Origin of the sequence: Herbidospora sakaeratensis, assembly GCF_001570525.1 — a bacterium.
GTDB classification, from domain to species: Bacteria; Actinomycetota; Actinomycetes; order Streptosporangiales; family Streptosporangiaceae; genus Herbidospora; species Herbidospora sakaeratensis.
In genome coordinates this window covers 874,848-899,195 of the sequence record NZ_BBXC01000008.1, presented here as the reverse complement: position 1 = coordinate 899,195, position 24,348 = coordinate 874,848, and the positions used below count along the sequence as shown (strand labels likewise).

The 24,348-nt window shown below is 69.3% G+C and carries 21 protein-coding genes and 1 tRNA gene; 12 read left to right on the top strand and 10 right to left on the bottom strand.

Translation table 11 applies throughout. The features are described 5' to 3' along the window. Nucleotides 1-8 precede the first annotated feature (8 nt). Nucleotides 9-881 carry an RNA polymerase sigma factor SigJ gene (sigJ, locus tag AW271_RS09835; RefSeq protein ID WP_062335131.1) on the bottom strand — a complete coding sequence of 291 codons (873 nt, stop codon included), beginning with the start codon at nt 879-881 and terminating at the stop codon, nt 9-11. A 22-nt stretch (nt 882-903) separates the two neighbouring features. After that, the gene (locus AW271_RS09830) at nt 904-1,494 is read right to left on the bottom strand and encodes a hemerythrin domain-containing protein (RefSeq protein WP_062335129.1); all 591 of its coding nucleotides are present in this window, start codon (nt 1,492-1,494) and stop codon (nt 904-906) included. Nucleotides 1,495-1,556: 62 nt separating this feature from the next. On the opposite strand from AW271_RS09830, the gene AW271_RS09825 reads away from it, so the two are divergent. After that, nucleotides 1,557-2,339, top strand: a complete 783-nt coding sequence (locus AW271_RS09825) for a MarR family winged helix-turn-helix transcriptional regulator (protein ID WP_062335127.1) — start codon at nt 1,557-1,559, stop codon at nt 2,337-2,339. Continuing rightward, nucleotides 2,336-2,797: a DnaJ family domain-containing protein gene (locus AW271_RS09820; protein WP_062335124.1), complete on the top strand. Its 462-nt coding sequence runs from the start codon at nt 2,336-2,338 to the stop codon at nt 2,795-2,797. The genes AW271_RS09825 and AW271_RS09820 overlap by 4 nt, the downstream gene beginning before the upstream one ends. Here AW271_RS09820 and AW271_RS09815 read toward each other — a convergent pair. Beyond that, nucleotides 2,783-3,436 carry a slipin family protein gene (locus AW271_RS09815; protein WP_062335122.1) on the bottom strand — a complete coding sequence of 218 codons (654 nt, stop codon included), beginning with the start codon at nt 3,434-3,436 and terminating at the stop codon, nt 2,783-2,785. The genes AW271_RS09820 and AW271_RS09815 overlap by 15 nt on opposite strands. Before the next feature lie 367 nt (nt 3,437-3,803). On the opposite strand from AW271_RS09815, the gene AW271_RS09810 reads away from it, so the two are divergent. The 3 genes from AW271_RS09810 (at nt 3,804) to AW271_RS39580 (ending at nt 5,849) form a co-directional block, all read left to right on the top strand. Further along, nucleotides 3,804-3,876, top strand: a tRNA-Ala gene (locus tag AW271_RS09810). A 750-nt stretch (nt 3,877-4,626) separates the two neighbouring features. Next, the gene (locus AW271_RS39585; RefSeq protein ID WP_157553999.1) at nt 4,627-5,073 is read left to right on the top strand and encodes a zinc metalloprotease; all 447 of its coding nucleotides are present in this window, start codon (nt 4,627-4,629) and stop codon (nt 5,071-5,073) included. Then, complete coding sequence (locus tag AW271_RS39580) at nt 5,064-5,849, top strand: hypothetical protein (RefSeq protein ID WP_157553998.1); 786 nt, start codon at nt 5,064-5,066, stop codon at nt 5,847-5,849. Before AW271_RS39585 ends, AW271_RS39580 begins: the two co-directional genes overlap by 10 nt. A 933-nt stretch (nt 5,850-6,782) precedes the next feature. Here AW271_RS39580 and AW271_RS09800 read toward each other — a convergent pair. From AW271_RS09800 to AW271_RS09790, 3 genes are all read right to left on the bottom strand, one after another. Continuing rightward, the gene (locus AW271_RS09800; protein ID WP_062335117.1) at nt 6,783-7,742 is read right to left on the bottom strand and encodes a hypothetical protein; all 960 of its coding nucleotides are present in this window, start codon (nt 7,740-7,742) and stop codon (nt 6,783-6,785) included. A 156-nt stretch (nt 7,743-7,898) separates the two neighbouring features. Then, on the bottom strand, nt 7,899-8,138 hold the full coding sequence (locus AW271_RS41430; RefSeq protein ID WP_157553997.1) for a hypothetical protein: 240 nt from the start codon (nt 8,136-8,138) through the stop codon (nt 7,899-7,901). Between the two features lie 337 nt (nt 8,139-8,475). Next, the gene (locus tag AW271_RS09790; protein ID WP_062335113.1) at nt 8,476-9,234 is read right to left on the bottom strand and encodes a neutral zinc metallopeptidase; all 759 of its coding nucleotides are present in this window, start codon (nt 9,232-9,234) and stop codon (nt 8,476-8,478) included. A gap of 643 nt (nt 9,235-9,877) precedes the next feature. On the opposite strand from AW271_RS09790, the gene abc-f reads away from it, so the two are divergent. After that, nucleotides 9,878-11,506, top strand: coding sequence for a ribosomal protection-like ABC-F family protein (abc-f, locus tag AW271_RS09785; RefSeq protein WP_062335112.1), 1,629 nt, complete (start codon nt 9,878-9,880; stop codon nt 11,504-11,506). A gap of 8 nt (nt 11,507-11,514) precedes the next feature. Continuing rightward, nucleotides 11,515-13,122, top strand: coding sequence for an ABC-F family ATP-binding cassette domain-containing protein (locus AW271_RS09780; RefSeq protein WP_062335109.1), 1,608 nt, complete (start codon nt 11,515-11,517; stop codon nt 13,120-13,122). An 85-nt stretch (nt 13,123-13,207) separates the two neighbouring features. Here the strand turns inward: AW271_RS09780 and AW271_RS09775 are convergent, their stop codons facing one another. Continuing rightward, the gene (locus AW271_RS09775) at nt 13,208-13,429 is read right to left on the bottom strand and encodes a hypothetical protein (protein ID WP_062335107.1); all 222 of its coding nucleotides are present in this window, start codon (nt 13,427-13,429) and stop codon (nt 13,208-13,210) included. Between the two features lie 450 nt (nt 13,430-13,879). Between AW271_RS09775 and AW271_RS09770 the strand changes: the two genes are divergently transcribed. The 5 genes from AW271_RS09770 (at nt 13,880) to AW271_RS09750 (ending at nt 21,610) form a co-directional block, all read left to right on the top strand. Further along, nucleotides 13,880-15,196, top strand: a complete 1,317-nt coding sequence (locus tag AW271_RS09770) for a cellulose binding domain-containing protein (protein WP_169806303.1) — start codon at nt 13,880-13,882, stop codon at nt 15,194-15,196. Between the two features lie 288 nt (nt 15,197-15,484). Continuing rightward, the gene (locus AW271_RS09765) at nt 15,485-16,522 is read left to right on the top strand and encodes a ketoacyl-ACP synthase III family protein (protein ID WP_063817925.1); all 1,038 of its coding nucleotides are present in this window, start codon (nt 15,485-15,487) and stop codon (nt 16,520-16,522) included. Then, a complete protein-coding gene (locus AW271_RS09760; RefSeq protein ID WP_062335102.1) occupies nt 16,519-16,770 on the top strand; it encodes a phosphopantetheine-binding protein in 252 nt (83 codons plus the stop codon). The genes AW271_RS09765 and AW271_RS09760 overlap by 4 nt, the downstream gene beginning before the upstream one ends. Beyond that, nucleotides 16,770-17,813, top strand: coding sequence for a ketoacyl-ACP synthase III family protein (locus AW271_RS09755; RefSeq protein ID WP_062335100.1), 1,044 nt, complete (start codon nt 16,770-16,772; stop codon nt 17,811-17,813). Before AW271_RS09760 ends, AW271_RS09755 begins: the two co-directional genes overlap by 1 nt. A gap of 20 nt (nt 17,814-17,833) precedes the next feature. Next, entirely contained in the window at nt 17,834-21,610 is a 3,777-nt protein-coding gene (locus AW271_RS09750; protein ID WP_062335099.1) for a type I polyketide synthase, read from the top strand. Nucleotides 21,611-21,635: 25 nt separating this feature from the next. Here AW271_RS09750 and AW271_RS42280 read toward each other — a convergent pair whose 3' ends face one another. The 3 genes from AW271_RS42280 to AW271_RS09740 form a co-directional block, all read right to left on the bottom strand. After that, nucleotides 21,636-21,809: a helix-turn-helix transcriptional regulator gene (locus AW271_RS42280; RefSeq protein WP_245653016.1), complete on the bottom strand. Its 174-nt coding sequence runs from the start codon at nt 21,807-21,809 to the stop codon at nt 21,636-21,638. A 538-nt stretch (nt 21,810-22,347) separates the two neighbouring features. After that, nucleotides 22,348-22,488, bottom strand: a complete 141-nt coding sequence (locus tag AW271_RS41085) for a hypothetical protein (RefSeq protein WP_174553080.1) — start codon at nt 22,486-22,488, stop codon at nt 22,348-22,350. A 37-nt stretch (nt 22,489-22,525) separates the two neighbouring features. Then, complete coding sequence (locus AW271_RS09740) at nt 22,526-24,286, bottom strand: DUF2339 domain-containing protein (RefSeq protein ID WP_062335096.1); 1,761 nt, start codon at nt 24,284-24,286, stop codon at nt 22,526-22,528. Nucleotides 24,287-24,348 lie beyond the last annotated feature (62 nt).

Here is a 24,348-nt window from a genome sequence, read left to right as displayed (position 1 = left end):
GCGCGACCTCACAGGTGTGACATCTTCTCGGGGTTGGCCACGACGTACACCGTCTGCACCAGCCCGTCGGCCACGAGCAGCGAGAAGACCGCCGCCACCCGCCCGTCGGCATGGACGACGACCGCCGGCCCCCCGTTCACGCTCGCGATCTCGATGGACAGCTCGACGTCGGCCCCGCCCAGGAAGCGGTCGACGCCGCGCTCGGAGGCGATGGCGACCAGGAACCGGGCCACGTTGCCGGCCCCCGCGAGGATGTTGCGCGGCGCCTTGGCCTTCCCGCCGCCGTCGCCGACCAGCGTGACGTCGCGGGCCAGCAGGGCGGTCAGCCCGTCGAGGTCGCCCCCGGCGGCGGCGCTGACGAACCGCTCGGTGATCTCGCGGCGCTCGCCCCGGTCGACGTCGTAGCGCGGCCGCCGCTCCCTGACGTGGTCGCGGGCGCGTTTGGCGAGCTGGCGGACCGCCGCCTCGTCGCGGCCGAGGACCGCGCCGATCTCGGCGTGGCTGTAGCCGAACGCCTCCCTCAGGACGAAGACGGCCCTCTCCAGCGGCGAGAGCGTCTCCAGCACGACCATGAGCGCCAGCTCGACCGTGTCGGCGAGCTCGGCCTCCTCGGCCACGTCGGGCGTGCTGACGAGCTCGGGCAACCACGGGCCGACGTAGGACTCCCGGCGCGTCCTGACGTGCCGGAGCCGGTCGATGGCCAGGTTCGTGGCGACCCGGACGAGATAGGCGCGCTCGTCGTCAGCGTGGCCCTCGGGCAGCTGCGACCAGCGCAGCCAGGCCTCCTGGACGACGTCTTCGGCGTCGGTGACGCTGCCGAGGATGCGGTAGGCGACCCCGAGCAGGACCTTCCGGTGCTCACTGAACGACTCTGTGGTCATGACGGAACAGACGTATCACGCCCTAGGAATGTGACACGCCCCGGGTCGCGAGGTAGCCCGGGAGCCATTCGTCCCGGTAGGCGGCCTTGAACGACTCGGGCATGCCGGCCAGGACCCGGTCGGCCAGGTCGTCGAAGGCGGAGTCGAGCAGCCAGGGCAGGTAGCGGCCGGTGTCGGAGCCGACGCGGCCGCGGTGCAGCTCGCCGAACCGGGCCCACTCCTGCTGCGGGAGGGTGGCGGCGATCAGGGGGAGGGTCTCGCGCTCCTCGTGCCGCAGGTGGGCGGTCAGCCGGTCGCGCAGGACGGCCACGTTCTCGGCCAGGTCGGCGGCGGTGCTCGACTCGACGGCCGCCAGGGCGGGGTCGATGACGGCGTGCTCGGCCTCCATGGCGTCGAGGAGGGCCAGGTCGGTCTCGGGCACCACTGCGCGCAGGGCGGGCCACAGGGCGTCGTCTTCGGAGGTGTGGTGGATGTGCAGGTAGGTGGTGAACAGATCCCAGGTCACGGTGGCCTTGAGCAGGTTCCCGGGGGTCTCGGTCAGGCGGGCGATGCGGTCGAGCTCGCGTCGCAGGGCGTCGTGGAAGGCGTACATCATCGTCAGATCGATGCTCATGTCGCGGACTTTATTATCAACATGCTTAACCGTCAATGACTTAAGTATCTTATGCTGTCGAGGTGCGGGAGTACATCGGCTATCTGTTGCGGACCCTGTACGCCCGCCTGGCGTCCGACGGCTCCGGCCCCCGCGACTACGTGATCCTCGACACGCTGGCCGACCAGGCCGCCGGGTCGCAGCAGGAGCTGGCCGAACGGCTCGGCATCAACCGGACGATCATGGTCAGGCTGATCGACCGCCTGTCGGAGGACGGGCTCGTCGTCCGCACCGTGAACCCCGCCAACCGGCGCTCCCACGTCATCTCCGTCACGCCCAAGGGCCGCGAGGCGCTCGACGGGCTGCGCGCCACCACGGCCGCCCGCGACAGCCGGCTCACCGCCGCCCTCACCCCCGCCGAACGCGACCGCTTCACCGAACTGCTCGGCCGCCTGGCCGGCTCGTCCGGCAGCGTCGAACACCTGATCTCCCGCGCCCACTTCGAACTGCGCCGCCGGGGCGACGCCCTGCTCGCCCACACGGGCATGAAGATGCGCTTCGTCGGCCCCCTGATGACCATCGGCCGCCTCGGCCCCTGCCCCCAGCAGCGCCTCGCCGAGGTCATGGGCTACACCGAGGCCGCCGCCGCCCAGGTTGTCGACGAACTCGCCGAAGCCGGCCTGGTGGCCCGCGGGCAGGACCCGCTCGACCGGCGGCGCTACGCCCTCGAACTCACCCCGCTCGGCATGGAGCGCGTCGAAACGGCCCAGGCGTCGGCCGATACGCTGCAGGAAGAGGTGATCGCCGTCCTCGGGGGCCCCGCCGAGGGCGAAGAGTTCAGGGAGCTGCTCCGGAGGCTGGTGTGACCGACCGCAAACCCGGCGGGATGAACTTCGAGACCTGGATCGACCGCCAGATCCGCGAGGCCGCCGCCCGCGGCGAGTTCGACGACCTGCCCGGAGCCGGCAAGCCGCTGCCCCGCGGGCGCGACGACGAGATGGGCTGGATCAAGCGCAAACTCGACGAAGAGGGCCTGGAGTTCCCTCTGCCCGGCGGCCTGGGCCTGCGACGCGAAGCCGAGAAGGTCAGGGAGGCCGCCGTGGCGGCCCGGTCGGAAGACCAGGCCCGCACCCTGGTCGCCGAGATGAACGACCGCATCAAAGAGGCGGTCCGCCACCCCATGGCCGGACCGCCCGTCATCGTGCCCCTCATCGACGAGGACGAGGTGGTCGCCGCCTGGCGCGCCGCCCACCCGCCCCCTGTTCAGCCCTTGACGGCGCCGCCACCGGCCCGTTCGTGGTGGCGGCGCCTACTCGGCCGCTGACCGCCGAGGGTCGATGACCAGCGTCGTCGACCGCTCCGCCGCGACCTGCAGCGTCCGCAGCTGCAGCAGCGCCGGGTGCTCCTCCAGCAGCCGCGCCGTGTTCGCCAGCGACCGCAGCGCCGCCGCCTCCGCCCGCGCCTCCTCCAGCACCGCCTTACCGCGCTCCCGCGCCACGACCGCGTCCATCGCCGCCCGCCGCAGCTCACCCGGCAGCATCAGGTCACGCATGCGGAAATCGGTGACCTCGATGCCGAGGGGGGCGACCTCGGCGCGTACCCCGTCGAGATCGAGCGCCGCCCGGTCGGCGATCAGCGACTCAAGATCGAGCTGGGCGACCTTGGCGCGCATGCCCTCCTGGAGCGCGGCGTAGAGCACCTGGACCGGCTTCGAAGCCCCGTTGGTGTACGCGACGGGGTCGCTCACCAGCCACGACGCCGTCGCCGACACCCGGACGGTGACGCCGTCACGCGTCAGCACCTCCTGGCCCGGGACCTGCACGAGCTGCGGCCTGACGTCGACGGTGACGTGGGTCGTGCGGCGCGGGTTGTAACGGTGCCGGCCCGGGCCGTGCACCCGCTCGAACCGCCCGTCGTGGAAGGCCAGCACGCGCTCCCACTCCATGACCGTGATCTTCGCCATTTCGCATCACCCGCTTTTTCGCCGAGGACGGCCTCCGGCGGGCCGTCACGGAGCCATGGGCGGGGGCGTTCCCGTCGGGGACGGGAGCCCGCAGGGCCCAGGCGACCGCATCGAACACGACCCGCCGGAGGTCGCCGCAGGGAATCGAACCCAAGGTCGTGGCGACCTGCCAGAGAGGAGATGCCGACGCGATGCGGGGAACACGACCCGGCGATACCCGGGGCGCCCCTGACCTGCCGGCACCAGGATCAACGTTACGGGTGGGATGTGGCGGTATGCGAAGGGATTTCGGGGGGACGCGGACGCGTTCACCCCTCGTTCCGGAATCCGCTATGCTGGCACAGCACTCAGACGGAACGAGTGCGGCGGGGCTATAGCGCAGCTGGTAGCGCACTTCCATGGCATGGAAGGGGTCTGGGGTTCGAATCCCCATAGCTCCACTCTCGGAACGGCTCGTGGGCGGCGCCTTTGGCGCCTTTCGCGAGCCGTTCCTCGTTTACCCCGGGGGGCGACCCCCGGACCCCCGATACGAGAGGGCTTCGCCCCCTCGCGCTCCCCCTGGTCCGCTTCGCGTCCCTGGCGTCGCTTCGCTCCGGGGTCGCTCTCGCTCCCTGGCGAAGGGCTTCGCCCCTCGCGCTCCCTGACAGGGCCTCGCTTCGCTCGGATGGAGCTCGCTTCGCTCGCACTTGATGTTGGGCGCTGTGCCAGCACCCATCGATATGGGGGTGGCGTGGTTGAGCGATCAGTAGCCACTGAGTGTGTTCGCAAGAACACCACTGAAGCCAAGTCACTGGTCCCGTCATTTATATAACAGCGATGAGGTGTTGCGGCTTCACCTGACCACTACTCAGTAAGCACCGAACGAATCTGGATTACTTTGATCGCGAACGTGTGAAGGATAGTTTGCGGCGCGCAAAAGATCAAGGCTTGTTGATGGAGTTTTCTGCGTTCAAGATCAAGGAGTCAATCCCCTCACATCGAGTGCTTCGACAGAATGGAGTCGCGTGCGCCGATCGGGAAATCGACTGGCTGCAATCCTCGCATCACTGATCACACTCATCTCGGTCTCCGCGGTGCCGGCGCGGGCCAATCCCTGGCCGTTCGACGGCATCCCGCCGGATAAAAGCACCCACAGTTGGTGCTACACCCCCACGGCGGGATCCTTGGTTCGGAGTTATATACCCGAAGCCATGGACTACTTGTACTGGACCACTGATATTCCAGGAATCCCGCAGCACGCCACTTGTGATTATCTCAATTCCAACCAGGATGGAGACCCTGCCACCGATGTGGCATGGGCACAGTTCTCGGATCCTGTCTACGGAAGCGCAGTATGCGCCGTGAGGACCGCCTCAGACAGCAGCGTGTGCGATCAGCGACTGGTATCGCTCAATGTCACGAACATCCAGAATGTCAACCACTGGCAGCATCAGATGATGAAGACCACCTGCCATGAGCTCGGGCATACCGTTGGACTTGACCACTATTACCCACAGGCCCCAATACCCGACTTTCCGCCAGGCGGAGTGCTCGACTGCATGGCCAGCCAGTCGGTCGATGATTACGACGAGCCGACAGGGTCATGGACGTACACGTACAACAGTCATCACATCGCCCACATCAACGCATGGTGGTAAAGATGAACTATGCGGCTAGTACAAAGACAGCCCTTGCGGGACTGGTGGTCGCATCCTCTCTCGCCATCGCGGGATGTGGTGGAACCGTCACGACCAATGCCACAGCTCCCTCAGCAACCCCCGCAACGCCGAAGGCAACCATCGCCGGGTCCTTGGACGTATCATTACTCCGATACACGGACGCAGATTTTGACGTGAAAGAGTCACCGGAAGAGCTGGCGATTTCTGTCCCGGTGGTGGCGGTTGGGGTAGTCGCAGGCTGGGACCAGGGGCCTGGTCTGGAAATTGCTCCCGGTGGGCCGCTACTGCATCACGTGCTGCTGAAAATGACGGTCACCGATGTACTGAAGGGGGCCAAGGGGAACCTCGCTGCTGCAGGCGGCGATCTGTACATTCGAATATACCAGGGGCCAGTCGTCCGAGACGAATCAAAGAAGCCCTCAGAATGGTCGCCGGGAGAATCCGTTGAGGACTTCCAGAAAGCCGTGCCGCCTGGCACACGCATCATGTTCTTCGGGCAAGAAGACATCATCGAAGAGGGCCGGATCAAATATTCCGGGATCGCTCTTCCCTCCGCCGCTCGAAGAATGATAGCGCCCCCACAGGGCCTGGTCCTGGAAGACCCGGCGCTAGCGAGGCTGTCGCCCGATGCTGGGTCTTCTCTGCTGGGCGGAATGCATGGCATCGACCTCGGGACCGCTTCTCCGTGGGCGAAGCCGAAGAACATGGACGAGCTCGTGGCGTTGCTCAAATCCAAGGACTTGCAGGGGTCCTGAGAGGCGTCGCAGAGTTGAGTTCGGACATGGTCGCCAATCAACGATGCGGGTTAGAGGACGCTGTCGATGAAGGAGCTGCCGCCTTCGAGCTGCTTCCCCGGCTACCTCGGCGGGACACGCCATCGCCACTTCGGCCCTGTTCGATCGGGTCTCTGGGGGTCCGGGCACCGACCTGTGCACGGCCGAGAAGGAGACCACCTGCGAGGGCGATGCGTACCACCGAAGGACATCGGACTCAGTGGGCTCCACCAGTTCCTCGGATCGCCGAGGGCAGGCGGCCCGGCTTGGACCGGACTGTCGACCGGTCTCGTCGCAGCCCCCGGCGTTCGCGGGGCTCAACCTGCAATGTGGCGTGTTCGCTCCGGGTCAGACGCCATCATTCATGAGGCATCTCGATCCGGCTGATCGAATCGAGTAGACGAGCGTAAGCTCCACTCTCGGAACGGCTCGTGGGCGGCGCCTTTGGCGCCTTTCGCGAGCCGTTCCTCGTTTGCGCCGGGGGGCGACCCCCGGACCCCCGATACGAGAGGGCTTCGCCCCCTCGCGCTCCCCCTGGTCCGCTTCGCGTCCCTGGCGTCGCTTCGCTCCGGGGGCGCTCTCGCTCCCTGACAGGGCCTCGCTTCGCTCGGATCGAGCTCGCTTCGCTCGTATTTGGCTTTTGTCGCGTTGGAAGATCGCCAGCACGGTCTGGGAAGTGCCGTGAAAGCCCTCTACGTGAGGCCGCAGGCATCGACGGCCGACGCGATCGATGAGGCGAACGGCTTAAGTCAGAGACTGCGCATCGCGACGGAGAGATGTGCTTGCTTTGTTCTCGGGTGATGACGGGTCGCGGCTATGCCGACGGGGGACTGGTGGACTCGACGCGACGGATCGGCCCTCGAAGCGCTGGAGGAGCACAGCCTCGACCTGGCCGAACCGCTGGGGTATCCGGTTCTACCGGTCGATCAGCCGCCGACGCATCTCGGGCCAGCGGTCGCCGTATGCGTTCTCCGCGTGGTTGAACACGCCGAACCCCGGTGGCCGGATTCCGGGCTCCTCAACCGCCATCGACAATGCAAAGGCCGCCTGCATCCTTCGCCACCTGGGGTTGTCTTCCATTTCTCCCTCGTCGTGGGCGCGGAAGTCGGCGACCATCACCTGGTCGAGTTCGCGCACGCGGGTCATCAGGTCATCCGGCGCGTGAGTGCCGGCCCGGAGCAGCGTCAAGGCCTCGTGGGCCGCGGGGAAGCCGCCGAAGTCGAAATCGGCGATGAGGGCCTCCACGAGGCGCGCCTTCGTGTCGAATCCGGGCTCCTGGCCGGATGCCGGGGGTGCCGTGTTCTCGTCGGGAAGAGGCCAGCTCACCTGGATGAATCGGTGTGGCTCCTGGAGCCATTCTCGCGAGAATCTTCGCCCGGTGGAGAGTTCGGCGACGGCGAGCCCGGCCGCCTGCCAGTCGTCTTCGTCTGCGTGGTTGAAGTGCCGGAGTTCTGGCCAGGTATCCACACCCTCGGCCGGCCATTCTTCGGGTTCCGTGAGATCGAGGCGGGCCAGGATCCTCCCTCCGGAGGCACGGCTGAGGTAGTTGTTTCCGTCGATGTCCCAGAAGACGGAATACACATTGCAATCCCGGCTGAGCCGTATCAGCACCGGCGGGTGGCTGCTGAGGAAACCGCCCGGTTCGAAGAGCACGACCTCCGACGGCGTCCGGCCGATGCTCACCGTGAGTGGTCCGCCGAGCAGGTCACCGACGCGGCGTGGATCACCGACGTTTGGGTGACCGGTGAGCCGGGTCGCGGTTTCCGCGAGCGAATGGTCGCCTTCGACGACCGTCCAGCACATGGCGGAGGAGAGCCATTCCTCCGCCTCCAGCAGGGCGCGGTAATAGTCGAAGGTCTCGGCCCATTGAGTCATTATCGTTTCCTGTACACGAGAGAATCTGTGGTGATCATCCGTCGAGGAGGCGAACCCGGAACTTCTCCCTATTGACGACGCGTTCCTTGATCGCGTTCACCGAGAACCCTTCATAGGTGGCGTTGAGTCAGTGAATCGGGCCTGTGGAAATGTGCTTCAAGTGCAGCGCCAGTCCCAGTCGCTTCCATGGGAGTCGTAAGCCTCGAGGATGACCTGGCTCTCGCCGTCGACAGGCTCTTTGAAGAAGAGAGAGATGTTCACGTCTCCCTCTACTCCTGGGATTTTGGCCTGGCGGTAGTAGCGGCGTATGTCCTGCGGTTTCAGATACGTTAGAAACGTGATTGTCACCAGATACTCACAGTATTGTCCGCTCCCGCCCCACAGGTTGCCGCTCAATGTCGCGGTATCCGCCGCGGGGTGAGCCCGACGCGTGTCCGGCGGAAGCGGGTGGGCGATCACCCGCTCTTACAAGGCGTCGAGACGGGCATCGTCACGCCACATGGGAATCATGATCAAGGTGAACAATCCGGCCAGCGGCACCAGAACGGCCGCCGCCACATATAAGGCGCGTTTCATGATTTCGAACCATCACAACGGCGGTGGTGCCGGGTCGTGCGGCAACCTGTCTCCACGACCCGGATGAATCCTCGGCATCTCGGCACGGAAGCTTCCGACGTGGGCCGATGCGGCGGCCCGGTCGGCGGGTACGGCATCGTGTCTCGGTGTCATCTGGCTAGCTGACCCGCTTCGCCGGTGCCGAGAACGTCTGACATGCTCCGGGGGAGCGAGTGTTGAACCCTCGTGTCGCCCAATGACTGGCGTTGGCGGCCTTGCCGTTGTTGAAGTCCGTCGCATGATGCATGTTGACCAGCACCCACAGCACGTAGTCCGAGGTGTGGTCTTCGGCGGTGTACCCGAGGGAATCCCAGACGCTGCCGAGGAAGGCTGCCGTGAAGCAGGTGGTCTGCATCTCCAACCGGAGGCTCACGTCCTTCTTGCCGCGCTTCGAGGCTTTGTCGAAGGCATTCTGCGCGGCGGGACGTATTCCGGTGATTTGCTGGATGTGGTAGGCGTAGGCACGCGCGACGCTCACCAGGAGAGTCGGGCGGTCGAGTTCGTCTTTCCGTGACCTCTCCGGGGACCAGACGTAGATCGTGTTGTTCTTCGGGCAGTACATGCCGAGCGTCTCGTATGTCGTGCCGGAAACTCCGCATGCTTTGACGCGGTCGCCGTCCCTGATGACGAGTTTGGGGCGCTTGAAGGGGATCTTCGCCTTGGCCAGTAAGGGCCGCCAGGCCTGTTCCAGGCAGGTCAGGGCGTTTTCGGCCTGTCGTTTCGCGGCATCGAATTCGGCGAAGTAGGTCTCTTCGGTGCAGGTGACCGTGGGCAGTGCACCGGCTTTGTAGATCGCATTCTTGGTGAGAGCCCCCGGGCCGGTCGGCGCCGACGCCAATAGCGAGACGGCCATCGCGACATTAAGGATCAAGGTCATGGTGGCGGATCTTAGCGATCAGGCGTCCCGATCACGAGATGGGTGATCGACTTACTCGAATACCCGCCGCAAACCATCTACCTGTGGCTCCACTCACTCGGGACGCCGATTCCAAACCGCATGACACTACGCATAGATGGGTGATGACTTTCATCTATGCGTAGTAGGAGTCATCCGCTGCTTCCGATCGCGGTATCAGGCGGGCCTGCTCACCCAACAGTGCAGGAGTTCGGCGTCGCGCTGGGCGACCGTCCAGGCCAAGACGAGTACCGCGCCGATTTGGCGGCGGGCTGTCGGTTCCGCGATCGCGATCGCCTTGTCGGTGTTCAGGCCTGCCGGCTGGGGGCTCGTGGTTGACGGTGCTGAGCCTCTTTGGCACACTCGTCGCCGTTCATCCCCTGGCTGCCCTTAGGCTGACAGGGACAGGTCCTCCCGGCGCGTCTCTTCCGGGAGCCGGACCTGTGCGTGATCAGAAACCAGGAGACCAGACATGGTGGTAGACGACGACATCTCCGGCTGAGACCGGACCCGATAGGCCGCTGGCAGGCGCGCACTCGCGCAGCCGCCGTGGCCATCTCGTCGTCCCCCTGTTTCCTGCCGGGCGCCCCCTTCGCGCGCCCGGATCACCCATGAGGTTTCTCGCATGTCCGACGCGTTCGTCGTCTGTTCCACCCTGTCCTTCTCCTGGCCCGACGACACTCCGGTGTTCCAGGATCTCTCCTTCAGCGTCCCGGGCGGCCGGACCGGGCTGGTCGCGCCCAACGGGGCGGGGAAGAGCACGCTGCTCCGGTTGATCGCCGGGGAGCTCAAGCCGGCCGCGGGATCGGTCTCGGTCGGGGGTGTGCTGGGGTATCTGCCTCAGACGTTGCCTCTGGCCGGGGATCTCACCGTCGCCGAGGTGCTCGGCATCGCTCCGGTCATCAGGGCTCTGGACGCCATCGAATCCGGTGATGCCAGCGAGGAGCATTTCACCACGATCGGCAATGACTGGGACATCGAGGAGCGCACTCGTGCTCAGCTCGATCGGCTGGGGCTCGGTGACGTCTCCTTCGACCGGACGCTGCACACGTTCAGCGGGGGGCAGGTCGTCTCGCTCGGGCTGGCCGCCCAGCTGTTGAAGCGGCCCGATGTGCTGTTGCTCGACGAGCCCACCAACAATCTCGATTTGGACGCCCGCCACCAGCTCTACGAAGTGCTGGAGGGCTGGAGCGGTTGTCTGCTGCTGGTCAGCCACGACCGGGCGCTGCTTGATCGGATGGACCGGATCGCCGAGCTCCACCAGGGCGACCTTCAGTTCCACGGCGGGAACTTCACCGCGTACGAGGAGGCCGTCAAGGTCGCTCGGGAGGTCGCGGAGAAGAACGTCCGCAACGCCGAGCAGGAGGTCAAGCGGGAGAAGCGGGAGTTGCAGCAGGCGCGGGAGCGGGCCGAGCGGCGGGCGAGCAACGCGTCCAGGAACCTCAAGAACGCGGGGCTGCCGAAGATCTTCGCTGGGACGATGAAGCGGAACGCCCAGGAGTCGGCGGGGAAGGCCAACGAGACCCACACCGCCCGGGTGAGCCAGGCCAAGGCGCGGCTCGACGAGGCGGGGCGGGCGTTGCGGGACGAGCAGAAGATCACGCTGGAGCTGCCCGGAACCAATGTTCCGGCCGGGCGCACGGTGTTCCTCGGCAAGAACATGCAGGTCCACTACGGCGGGCGGGCTCTGTTCGCGGGGGAGGGGGCCGATCTGACGATCCGGGGGCCGGAGCGCATCGCGCTGACCGGGCCCAACGGGGCCGGGAAGTCGACCCTGCTGCGGGTGATCAACGGTGAGCTCGACGGCGGGGAGACCCGGCGGGCCGATGGGCGGGTCGCCTACCTGTCCCAGCGGCTCGATCTGCTCGACCTCGATCGGACCGTGGCGGAGAACCTGGCGGCGTTCGCGCCCGCGATGCCGCAGGCGCAGCGCATGAACCTGCTGGCCCGCTTCCTGTTCCGGGGGGCGCGCATCCATCTTCCCGTCGGGGTGCTCTCGGGTGGTGAGCGGTTGCGGGCGACCCTGGCCTGCGTGCTGTACGCCGAACCCGCGCCGCAGCTCCTGCTGCTGGACGAACCGACCAACAACCTCGACCTGGTCAGCGTCGCCCAGCTGGAGAGTGCGCTCACCGCCTACGAAGGGGCGTTCGTGGTGGTCAGCCACGACGAGCGGTTCCTCACCGAGATCGGGGTCGACCGCCGGTTGCGGCTCTCCGAAGGCCGGTTGACGGACCTGGGCACGGCCGCGCCGTAGGCCGTCACATGTCCTCTTCTCCGCTGCTCGCCCATGATCTCGTTCGCACCCTCGGTGGCCGGCGAGTGCTCGACGGCGTCTCCCTCACCGCCGCTCCCGGTCACCGGATCGGGCTGATCGGGGAGAACGGCGCCGGGAAGTCCACCCTGCTGCGGCTGCTCGCCGGGGTGGACGAGCCCGACGCCGGCAACGTCGTCCGGCCCGCCGACCTGGGGTTTCTGCACCAGCAGATGCCCTTCGACGTCGCGTCGACCGTCGGCGACGTGCTCGACGACGCGCTCCGCGAGGCCCGCCACGACCTCGCGGAACTCGACCGGCTCTCCCACGAGCTCGCCGACGTCCCGCCGGGCTCGCCCGGATACGGCGAACTGCTCGGCCGGTACGGCGCGGCGCTCGACCACGCGCAGGACCACGAAGCCTGGGACGCCGACCGGCGGGCCGGCATCGTGCTGGCCGGGCTCGGCCTCGGTGGTGTTCAGGCCGATCGGGTGCTCGGGTCGCTCTCCGGCGGGCAGCGGGGGCGGCTCGCGCTGGCCGCGCTGCTGGTGCGGCGGCCCACGGCGCTGCTGCTCGACGAGCCCACCAACCACCTCGACGACGCGGCGACCGCCTTCCTGGAGGAGCAGCTGCGCGGGCTGCCAGGGATCGTGGTGCTGGCCAGTCACGATCGGGCCTTTCTCGACGCCGTCTGCACCGACCTGGTCGACCTCGATCCGGCGGTGGGCGGGCCCGTCAGGTATGGCGGGAACTACACCGCCTACCTGGCCGAGAAGCGGGCGGAGCTGCGGCGGTGGCAGCGGCGGTTCGCCGAGGAGCAGGAGGAGCTCGCCGAACTGCGCCGCGCGGCGGCCGTCACCGCGCACCACGTCGCGCCGGGGCGGGTGAAACGCGACAACGAGAAGATGGGGTACGGCCACACCGCCGGCCGGGTGCAGAACCAGGTCTCCCGGCGGGTGCGCAGCGCCACCCGGCGGCTGGAGGAGCTGGAACGCGAGCAGGTGCCCTCGCCGCCGGAGCCGTTGCGGTTCCGCGCCGCCGCGCTCGCCGCCGAATCGGCCGACGGGATGTTGTTGTCGCTGCGCGACGTCCGGGTGCCCGGGCGGCTCGTGGTCGGCCGGCTCGACGTGCCGGCCGTGGCGCGGTTGCTGGTCACGGGGGCCAACGGAGCGGGCAAGTCGACGCTACTCGCGGTGCTGGCCGGGCGGCTGGACGCCGCCGGAGAGGTGCGGCGGCGGGGTGGGCTGAGGGTCGGCCTGCTGGCCCAGGACACCACGTTCGACCGGCCTGGCCGCACCGCGCGGGAGACCTATGAATCGGAGCTCGGGGCCGGGCGCGCCGAGTCGGCGCCGCTGGAGTCGCTCGGCCTGCTCGGGCCGCGTGACCTCGACCGGCCTGTCGGGGAGTTGTCGGTCGGCCAGCGCCGGCGGCTCGCCCTGGCGCTGCTCGTCGCCGACCCGCCCGAGCTGCTGCTGCTCGACGAGCCCACCAACCACCTGTCTCCCCGGCTCTGCGACGAACTGGAGGAGGCCCTGGGCGCGGGGCCCGGCGCGATCGTGGTCGCCAGCCACGACCGGTGGTTGCGCGCCCGCTGGCCGGGCGACGAAGTGCGGTTGTGAGCGTCAGCCCGCCTTCCGGGGGAAAGCAGGAGACTTCCACGGCGGTGTCCCGACCGACACCGCCGCTACTGGTCGTCTTTCAGGGTCACGCGTAGAGGAAGTAGTAGCGGTAGCGGCCCTCCCACACGCACGAGTAGTCGTTCCACCAGTCCTGGGCGACGCCGTGGGCGCCGATCCGCTCGCACTCCGCCGACGTCCTGAAGACACCGGCGAGCCGCGTGTCGGCCTGTGCGGGGGTGGCGCCGATCATCAAGGAGGCCCCGAGAACCACGACGGCCGAGACGAGAACTGCGCGTGCCTTTCGCATTCGTCCTCCTGGGAACGTGGAGATCATGACGGCGGACATTATCACTCACCGCTCGTTAGGAAAATTGTCACGCCGGTATCCGAGCGCAACCGGCCGTGAAACTTTCATCCGTTGCCGCGTTGAAGTGGCGTTTGTTCGCGCGCATTCACCGTCGGTGAATGCGAAATTACTTTCCGGGGGGCTGTCCCGTTGCGTACACGGCGGCCTTGAAGAGCCTCGCAGGTGCGTATCCGACGGCCCGTGCAGGGCAAGCGTCTTCTGTACTTCTAAGCGCCATGTCGATGTGGGATGTCCGGTTTATGCCGCTCTGAAAAACGAGTTAAGAACTTTTTGACCATCCCGACTTATGTGTCATATCGTCTCCCCGCCCATATCGATGGAAGCCGCGACACTCGTGCAGGACGTCGCTGCCGGGGGAGCGGCGATCATCCGACCGACCGGAGTCGCACTATGCAAGTTCGAATACACATGGCCGCGGTCGCCGGCATGGTGATGACCATGCTGGCCACACTCGGCGTGTCGGTGGCCCTGGCGCCGCCGGCGCACGCGCAGGTGATCTCCGACATCGCCTACGCGCCCGCACAGCCGGCCGGTAGCAGGGGGCACCTGCTGGACATCTACCTCCCGTCCACCGGGATGACGCCCCGGCCGCTGCTGATCTGGCACAGCGGCTCGGCGTGGACGAGCGACGACAGCAAGCCCCTGGGGGCCGAGATCGCGGCCATCTTCAACCCGCTGGGCTTCGCGGTGGCCGTCGTCAACGTCCGGTCGAGCGCGCAGGCGATCTTCCCGGCCCAGGTGCACGACATCAAGGCGGCCATCCGCTATCTGCGCGCCAACGCCGCCACCTACCAGCTCGACCCCAACCGCTTCGCGATGGCGGGCGACTCGTCGGGCGCGTGGCTGACGCAGATGGCCGTGTTCTCGGGCGGCGTGACCGCGCTGGAGGGGACCGTCGGCACGACCGGCGTCTCCAGCGCCGTGCACGTGGGCCTCGCCTTCTACAGTCCGACCGACTTCCTGCAGATGAACGCGCAGAACCTGCCGACCGGGGGGCTCGACCACAACTCGCCCGCCTCGCCCGAGTCGCTGCTGGTGGGCTGCCCGATCCAGACCTGCCCGGCCGCCGTGGCCGCCGCCAACCCGATGACCTACGTCGACTCGGCCGACCCGCCGCTGCTGTTCCTGCACGGCCAGGCCGACTTCCTGGTGCCGCACGGCCAGAGCGTGCTGCTGTTCAACCGGATCAAGGCGCAGTGCGGCAACGCCACCTTCGTCTCGGTGCCCGCGGCCGACCACATGATGGTCCAGATCATGGATCCCGCGCAGTACGGCAACGAGACCGTCAAGACCACCGCCAACTGCGGTGAGACGGTCAGCACCGGCACGCTGCACCCCAGCTGGGCCAACTTCATCGCGTGGGTGCGCAGCGGACTCAAGCTGGGCAACGCCTGCGAGGTCACCTACTCCACCGGCACCTGGAACGGCGCCTTCAACGGCGGCGTGGTCGTCAAGAACACCGGCACCACCCCGGTCCAGAACTGGACCGTCCAGTGGACGTGGTCGGGCAACCAGGCGATCACGGGCGCCTGGAACGCCACCGTGACCCAGACCGGCGCCGCGGTCACCGCGAAGGACGCCGGCCACAACTCCTACATCGGCCCGGGCTCCAGCCAGAGTTTCGGCTTCTCGGCCACCGCCACCGGGACGAACGCCATTCCGGCCCAGTTCAAGATGAACAACATCGTCTGCACGCGCGTGCCGTAGACGAACCCCGCCGGGCCCGACCCGAATGGCGACGGCCCGGCGCCGTTTGATTTCGGAAAAACCATGCGGTGAAGTCGGTGACGCATTTCCGAAACTCAACACGTACTGTTGGGTTCGGCTAACGGAATGTCGCCGACCAGAAACATTGATTTATCCGAGGGCGCGCCCCTAGTGTTGCCCCTGGCGGCCCGCCGGCCCATTTTTCGCCGTTTTCGTTGAACGGCCGAGGTGCTTGATATCCCGGGCCCGCGATTATTCGGACGCTTCCTTTCATGAGTTAGGGGACGTGTGCGTACACCCAACATGTTCGTCAGGAGCCTCGGTGTTCACGTGCCGGAGAGCGTGAGCGTCGAGCACGCGGTCCGCGAGGGCTGGTATCCCGCCGAGGACGCCGAGAAGTTCCGGCAGATCGGCGCCGCGGTGGCCGGTGACATGCCGGCCCCCGAGATGGCGCGGCTCGCGGTCCTGGACGCCTACGAGCGTTACGGCGAGTCGTCCCCGAAGGATCTCGACCTGCTGCTCTACCCGTCGGTGTGGCACCAGGGCCCGAACGGCTGGCAGCCGCAGCACTACCTGCAGATGCACCTGCTCGGCGGCCCGGTGCCGGCGTACGAGATCCGCAGCGGCTGCGTCGGCATGATCAGCTCGCTCGAACTCGCGGCCAGCTACCTGATGGCGCTGCCGGAACGCGAGACGGCCATGGTCGTCTCCTCCGACAACCACGGCACCCCGCTGGTCGACCGCTGGCGGATGACGCCCGGCGCGCTGATCGGCGACGCCGCCGCCGCGCTGCTGCTCGGCAAGGAGCACGGCATGGCCCAGCTCCTGTCGGTGAACGCGACCGTGATCCCCGAGGCCGACGCCGTCAACGACGGCGGCTACCCGCTCTGGCCCCCGGACGCCACCGTCGGCGTCGGCCTGAGCTTCGGCGACCGGCACGAGGAGTTCCGCCAGAAGCTGCTCAAGAAGCAGGGCACCGGCATCCACCTGACCATCCAGAAGACGATGATGCAGCAGGTCGAGCAGACCCTCGACGAGGCCGGCATCGGCCTGTCGGACATCACGAAGGTGGCGCTGCCGCACGGCCGCCGCGAGGACCTCGACGGCCAGATGTCCTGGCTCGGCATCGACGAGGACCAGACGACCTGGGACTACGGCCGGCGCGTCGGCCACTGCGGCGCGGTCGACCAGTTCATCGCCTTCGAGCACCTGCTCGCCACCGGCGGCCTCAAGCCCGGCGACCACCTGCTCATGGTCGGCTTCGGCTCCGGCACGTCGTGCGCCGCCGCAGTTTTCAAGGTCATCAAGGAAGGGCCGCGCGCATGACCGAGCTCAACCGCAGACTCGTCGACTTCATCCAGGAGAACCTGGTCCAGGAGGGCGACGACCTCGTCGTCGACGAGACCACCCCGCTCCTGACGTCGGGCCTGCTCGACTCGCTGCGCACGGCGAAGCTGCTGAACTTCCTCCGCAAGGACGTCGGCGTCCCGATCCCCGCCGCCAAGCTCGACTCCGAGAACTTCCAGGACGTCGTGACCATCGCGGCGATGGTCAGAGAGCTCGAAACCGTCTGATGCGCTACCCGGACACGTACATCGGCGGAGTGGGCGCCTTCGTCCCGCGGACCGTCGTCAGCGTCGAGAAGGCCGTGGCCAAGGGCTGGTATCCGGCCGAAGAGGCCGAGCTGCACAACCTGGCCGGAGCGGTGGTGGCCGGCGACCTGCCGGCCCCCGAGATGGCGCTGCACGCGGCGCGGAGCGCGATCAAGCGCAGCGGGCGCGCGCCCGCCGACCTCGATCTCCTCCTGTACGCCTCCACCTGGCACCAGGGTCCCGACGGCTGGCCCCCGCACTCCTACCTGCAGCGTCAGCTCGTCGGCGGGGACGTGCTCGCGACCGAGATCCGGCAGGGCTGCAACGGCGTGTTCCTCGCCCTGGAGCTGGCGGCCGGTCACCTGGCCGCCGTCCCGGGCCGGCGGGCCGCGCTGCTGGTGGCCGCCGACAACTACGGCACCCCGCTGATGGACCGCTGGCGCATGGGCCCCGGGTACATCGGCGGCGACGCCGCGAGTGCGCTCGTGCTCACCAGGGAGCCGGGCTTCGCCCAGCTCACGTCGGTCTGCACGACGACCGTGACCGAGGCCGAGGAACTGCACCGGGGCAGCGAGCCGCTGTTCCCGCCGGGTGTCACCGTCGGCCGCAAGATGAGCTTCGCGGCCAGGAACGAGCAGTTCCGCCAGCAGGTCATGCCCAAGGGCGAGGCCACCGCGGCGCTGTTCAAGATCCAGCGGGCGCTGATGGAGGTCGTCGAGCGCGCCCTGGACGAGAGCGGGATCAAACCCGCCGACCTCACCCGGGTGGCGTTCATGAACTACTCGGAAGAGATCGTCGAGCAGCGCTGCATGGCCATGCTCGACCTGCCCATGTCCCGCTCGACCTGGGACTACGGCCGCACCATCGGCCACTGCGGGGCCAGCGACCAGGTCCTGTCCCTCGACCACCTGCTGCTGACCGGCCAGCTGAAGCCCGGCGACCACATGCTGATGCTCGGGACCGGGCCCGGAGTGACCGTCTCCAGCGCCGTGATCAAGATCGTTGACACACCTCCGTGGGTCTGAACCGAAGGGAACCAACGCAGATGGTCGAACCAGTCGCGGTGATCGGGATCGGCTGCCGCCTTCCCGGTGACGTCCACTCACCGGACGAGTTCTGGGACCTGCTGACCGCCGGTCGGAACACCACCCGCCCGCTGCCCGCCGACCGCTGGCGCCGGGACGAGAACCGGAGCCCCGAGAACGCCGCCGCGCTGCGTGACGCCGTGCGTTTCGGCAGTTTCCTGGACGACGTCGAGGGCTTCGACGCCGAGTTCTTCGGCCTGTCGCCCCGCGAGGCCGAACTGATGGACCCGCAGCAGCGGATCCTGATGGAGACCGCCTGGGAGGCCCTGGAGCATGCCGGCCTGCCGCCCCACGGGCTGCGCGGCACCGACACCGGCGTGTTCGTCGGCGTCTGCACCGGCGACTACGGCGCCCGCCTCCTGGAGGACCTGCCCCAGATCGAGGCGTGGACCGGCATCGGCGCGGCCACCTGCGCGGTCGCCAACCGCATCTCCTACTCCCTCGACCTGCGCGGCCCCAGCATGGCGATCGACACCGCCTGCTCGGCGTCGCTGGTCGCGCTGCACCTGGCCGCCCAGAGCCTGCGGCTCGGCGAGAACGACGTCGCCCTGGCGGGCGGCGTCAACCTCGTCGTCACCCCCGGCCAGACCCTCACGCTCGGCACGGCCGGCGCGCTGGCCCCCGACGGCCGGTCGAAGTCGTTCGACGCGTCGGCCGACGGCTACGGCCGCGGCGAGGGCGTCGGCGTGGTCGTGCTCAAGCGCCTGTCGGACGCCGAGCGCGACGGCGACCGGATCCTCGCGCTGGTCATCGGCAGCGCGGTGAACCAGGACGGGCACACCCAGGGCATCATGGCCCCCTGTGGCGAGGCCCAGGAGCACGTGATGAACCGGGCCTGCAAGCAGGCGGGCGTGTCGCCGTCCACGGTCGACTACATCGAGGCCCACGGCACCGGCACCCGCCTCGGCGACCCCCTGGAGGCGGGCGCGCTCTCCTCCGTGTACGGAACCGGGCGGCCCGCCGACGACCCGTGCCTCATCGGCTCGGTCAAGTCGAACATCGGCCACCTCGAAGGCGCGGCCGGCATCGCCGGCGTCATCAAGGCGGTGCTCGCCCTCCACCGGGGCTCGATCCCGCCCAACGTGCTGACCAGCCTGAACCCCTCCATCCCGTGGGAGACCTCGGGCCTGCGCGTGGTCACCGAGCAGTCGGCCTGGCCGACCCGCGACCACCCCCGCCGGGCGGGCGTCTCCAGCTTCGGCTACGGCGGCACCGTCGCCCACATCGTGCTCGAACAGGCCCCGCCCGCCCCTGCCGTCGAGGCGGAGGAGACGACGGGCGAGCGGCTGTTCCCGCTGTCGGCCGCCAGTGAGAAGGCGCTGCGGCAGTACGCCGGCGTGCTCGCCGGCCACCTCGACACGGGCGCGGACCTGGCCTCGGCCGGGCACACGCTGGCGCTGCGCCGCACCCACCTGCCCCGCCGCGCCGTCGTGCTCGGCGAAGACCGCGACGACCTGGCCGCCGCGCTGCGCCGGCTCGCCGACGACGTGCCGGCCGAGTCGGTCATCACCGGCGACGTGCTGCCCGACCTCGGCCCCGGGCCGGTCTGGGTGTTCTCCGGCCAGGGTTGCCAGTGGCGCGGCATGGGGCGGGAACTGCTCGCCGTGCCGGAGTTCGCGTCCCTGGTCGACGAGGTCGACCCGATCTTCGTCGAGGAGATCGGCTTCTCGCCGCGTCAGGTGCTGATCGACGGCGACCTCGACACCATCGACCGCGTCCAGACCATGATCTTCGTGATGCAGCTGGGCCTGGCCCGGCTCTGGACCGCCCACGGGGTCACCCCGACGGCCGTCATCGGCCACTCCGTCGGCGAACTCGCCGCCGCGGTGACCGCCGGCGCGATGAGCGTCGCCGACGGCGCCCGCCTCATCTGCCGCCGCTCGGCGCTGCTGCGCCAGGCCGCGGGCAAGGGCGCCATGGTCATGGTCGACCTGTCCTTCGAGGAGGCCGCCGACCGGCTGGCCGACCGCACCGACCTGGTCGCCGCGATCTCCTCGGCTCCCGGCTCGACCGTGTTGTCGGGCGACGTCGACGCGGTCGAGGAGGTGCTGAACGACTGGCCGGCCGAGGGCATCGTGACCCGGAGGGTGGCCTCCGACGTCGCCTTCCACAGCCCGCAGATGACGCCGCTGGCCGTCGCGCTGGCCGCCGGGGTCGGCGACCTCACGTTCGGGCCCGCGAAGATCCCGATGTACACGACCGCGCTGGCCGACCCCCGCTCGACCCCCGTCCTCGACGGCACGTACTGGGCCGCCAACCTCCGCGACCCCGTCAGGCTCGCCACCGCGACCGCCGCCGCCGCGCAGGACGGCTACCGCGTGTTCCTGGAGATCTCCCCCCACCCGGTGGTCGCCCACTCGGTGACCGAGACGCTCTCGGAGCACGGCTACGAGGACGTCTTCGTCGGCACGTCGCTGCGCCGCAACCAGCCGGAACTGCCGACCTTCCGCGCCTCGGTCGGCACCGCGCACTGCCACGGCGTCGACGTCGACTGGACCAGGCTCCAGCCGTCGGGCGGCCTCGCCGACCTGCCGCCGTACGCCTGGCAGCACCGCCGCCACTGGCGCGAGTCGTACACCGAGACCGACAACCGCGGCCACGACGTGCACTCCCACACCCTGCTCGGCGCCGTGACCACCCTGGCGGGCAGCCGCACCCGGGTCTGGCGGACCAGCGTGCAGGACGCCAACCGCCCCTACCCGGGCAGCCACGCCCTCAACGGCGTCGAGATCGTGCCGGCCGCCGTGCTGGTCAACACGTTCCTGCAGGCCGCCGAGGACGAGGACGTCACCCTCACCGACGTCGAGATGATGCACCCCCTGATGACGGCGGAACGCCGCCAGATCCAGGTCGTGCACGAACCCCCGGCGGTCCGGCTCGCGGCCCGCACCCCCGCGGCCCCCGACGAGCCAGACCCCGCGTGGCTGGTCCACGTGACCGCGAACGTCGCCGCCCCCGGCCAGGTCAAACCCGACGTCCTCCCGGACGCGGGCGGCCTGACCCCGATGGACCCGGGCTTCGTCCACCAGCGCCTGGCCACGGTCGGCGTCCCGTCGACGGGCTTCGACTGGACGATCGAGACGCTGCTCGGCGGCGACGGCGCCCTGCGCGCCACGGTCCGCACCGACGGCGCGACCGGCTGGGCCCCGGCCCTCGACGCGGTCATGTCGGTGGCCCCCTGCGTCTTCCCCGGAGACCCGGTGCTGCGCATGGTCGTCCACATCGACGAGATGGTGCTGACCGGCACACCCCCCACCACGGTGATCATCGACGCGGCCGTCGACCCGTCGGCTGAGGACACCGCCCGCGCGGTCATCGCCGACCTCGACGGGAGGGTCGTGGGCCACCTGACCGGCCTGCGCTACCCCGTGATCGACGCCCCCCTCCAGAACGAGGAGGACCTCACGGGCCCGGCGGAGTCGTACGCCGGCGTGACGCCGCAGGAGTTGCGCGAACGCGTGCTGCCGGAGATCCGGGCGGAGATCGCGACGGTGATGCGGCTGGGGCCGGAGGACCTGTCTCTTCGGCGTCCGCTGGTCGAGCAGGGGCTCGACTCGGTGATGACCATCATGGTCCGGCGTCGTCTGGAGAAGCGCTTCGGCCGCCGCCTCCCCACGACGTTGTTGTGGCAGCAGCCCACCATCTCGGCCATCGCCGACCACCTGGTGGAGCTGCTGCTGGCGGCCGTACCGGAGAAGGAGAAGGCGCCGGAGAGCGCCCCCGTCTTCGTCGGCTGACCCCGCGAGAACCCCCGGGCCGCCCTCATCCGCGGCCCGGGGTGCGGCCGAACGTCCGGCGGAAGACGTCGATGAAGGTGCTCGCGGACGACCAGCCGCACCGATGGGCCACGGCCGTCACCGGATGGCCCTCGGCCAGCAGGACCAGGGCGTGCTGGAGCCGCAGCTGGGTGCGCCACTGGGGGAAGGTCATGCCCAGGTCGTCGTGGAACAGGCGGCTCAGCGTGCGGTCGCTCGCCCCGACCTGACGGGCCCAGCTCGGCGAGCAAGGTCCCGCACACCTCGGCCAGCAGGGGCGAGGTCGGCATGGGCAGGTGCAGCGGCTGCTCGGGTGAGGCCCGCAGCTGGTCGAGCAGGACGGCGCGCAGCCGGGCCCGTTCGGGGCCCTCGTCGCCGGGCGTCCGGGTGTAGGCGATGATCAGCTCCCGCGGCAGCGGGCCGACCGCGAGCACCGTCGGCGCGCCGAGGCCGAGCGGGTTGTCGGTCGCGGGCAGCCCGACCAGGTGAATTTCCAGGTCGCCGTGGGCCTGGTGGGCGTGCAGGACCCCGGCCGGCGGCGCCACGGCGGGCACCGTGGCCCTCTTCCTGCTCTACCTCGGCGGCGCGGCCGGCACGGTCGCGGGCGGCGGGGTGGCGGGGGTGGTCCTGGTGCCCGGACCGGGCCTCTTCCTCTTCGTGGCCCTCACGTCGGTCAGCCTGTCGATCCCGTTCTCGCTGCAGGTCACACTCGGGCAGGACTACCTGCCCTCCCGGGTCGGCACCGCGAGCGGGATCACCCTGGGCCTGGCGGTCAGCGTCGGCGGCCTGGTGACCCCGGCCATCGGCGCGCTGGCCGACGCGACCTCGCTCCAGGTCGCGCTGGGCCCGCTCGTGGTCATGCCGGCCCTGTGCTGTTCCGCAGGCTGCCCGAGCCGGTCACCTCAGCGTGAGCCTCTTCCCCGACCGGCCGGGGAACACGACGACCAGGTGTTCCTCCTCCCCGCCGCGGACCCGCACGTGGACCCGGAGCCGGTAGCGGCCCTTGCCCGCGACCGCCAGGTTCGGCATCGGGGCGCCCGGGCCGACGCCGTCGGCCATCTCCGGCAGGGTCAGCTGCCCGGTGGGGCTCAGGATCGGCACCTCGGCGACGTGGTCCCAGCCGGCCGTGCGCTTCGGCGGCGGGCTGCGGAAGGCCTTCACCGTGAGGCAGAGGTCGACGACGTCGGCCACGTGGCCGACGAGAGCCGCGCTGCCCTCGGCCACCACGATCGTGTCGTCGGTAGCGAAGAGATCGTCCATGCCGGGCCCGGGAGACTCGTCCTCGGGGTCGTAGATCATGTAGCCGGGGTCGCCGTCGGCGAACAGGAAGTACTTCGCCGACGCCTGGACGACGCCCTTCCTCTGGGGCCACGGGTCGCGGCAGCGGGCGTTCTCGGCGGCGAGGGCGGCGGCGTCGGCCGCCTCCGCCTCCTCGGCCGTGTGCAGCAGTTCGGGGTTGGCCACGCCGACGACCTCCGGGCAGACGTACACGAGGTCCCACGGGTCGGCGCTCGCGCCGGGCCGCTCGCTGCCGGCGCGCCGCAGGATCGCCTCCTGTTCCGCGCGGTCGCGGGCGTGACACAGGGTGCGCCCGTAGCCGAGCACGCCCTGGTCGGACAGGGTGTCGGGGAACAGGGGCGGGACCCCGCCCTCCTGGCTGCGGGCCCGGCACAGGAACATGGCGTCGCGTTCCGCGGGGTCGAGGTCGCCGAAGTGGGAGCCGTCGTAGCAGTCGGTCGACCAGCCGCTGAAGGTCAGGTGCGGAGTCTGCTCCGGGTGGACCAGCGCCACGACCGGCACGACGGCCACGGTCGCCGCCACCGCGCGCATCAGCCGCCGCCGTGCGGGCGAGGGGACGGCGGGGAGGGCGTCGGCGGACATCTCACGGGCGGTGCCCGCGAGCCACACGAGGGTGACGAAGCCCGCCGCGTCGAGCAGGACCGTCACCGACAGCGGCCCGCCGGGGAAACGGCCGCCGGAGGCGAACTGGTACACGACCGACAGCGCGTGGACGCCCAGCGACGCCCATCCGGCGAGCAGGGTGCCGGCGCTCCAGCGGCCGTCGCGCCGCTGCCCGGCGAGCGTGACGACGGTCACCGCCAGGCCGGACACCAGCCAGACCAGGTCGATGTAGGGGCGGGGCCCGAGCTGGGGAAGGTTGAGCGCGTCGAGCAACTCGTCGGCGAGCCCGGCCACCTCGACGGCGAACGCCACCCCCGCCGCCGCCCGCAGCACACGCGACCGCCACCGGACGACCAGCAGGAGGAGGACGTCGATCGCGGTCCACCACACGAGCAGCAAAGCCGTCACGATCGGGCCGGGCAGCAGATCGAAGGGGAGCCACAACACCAGGCCGTACGCCACCGCCCCGTACAACAGCAGGCGCAGCGCCTTCTCGCGGCCGGTCACCGGCCCCGGCGAGGGCGCCCGCAGGATCGACCACACGAAGGCGGCCTTCAGCACCGCCGCCCCGACCAGCGCGGCGACCGTCGCGGGGTCGAACTCGTCGGTGGCGTAGAACCCCATGAAGGGCGGCGGCGACCACTGGACGGCCACCCAGAGCCAGGTGTCGCCGAGCACGAGACCCGCGGCCGCCGCCGCGAGGAGCAGACCGACGACGCCGATCCTGATCTTCCGCCATAAGCCATCGGGGGACATGCGACGTGATCTTAGAGAAGGGGGACGACAAGTCCCGTGCAACCTCGGGCCCGTCCGGCGCA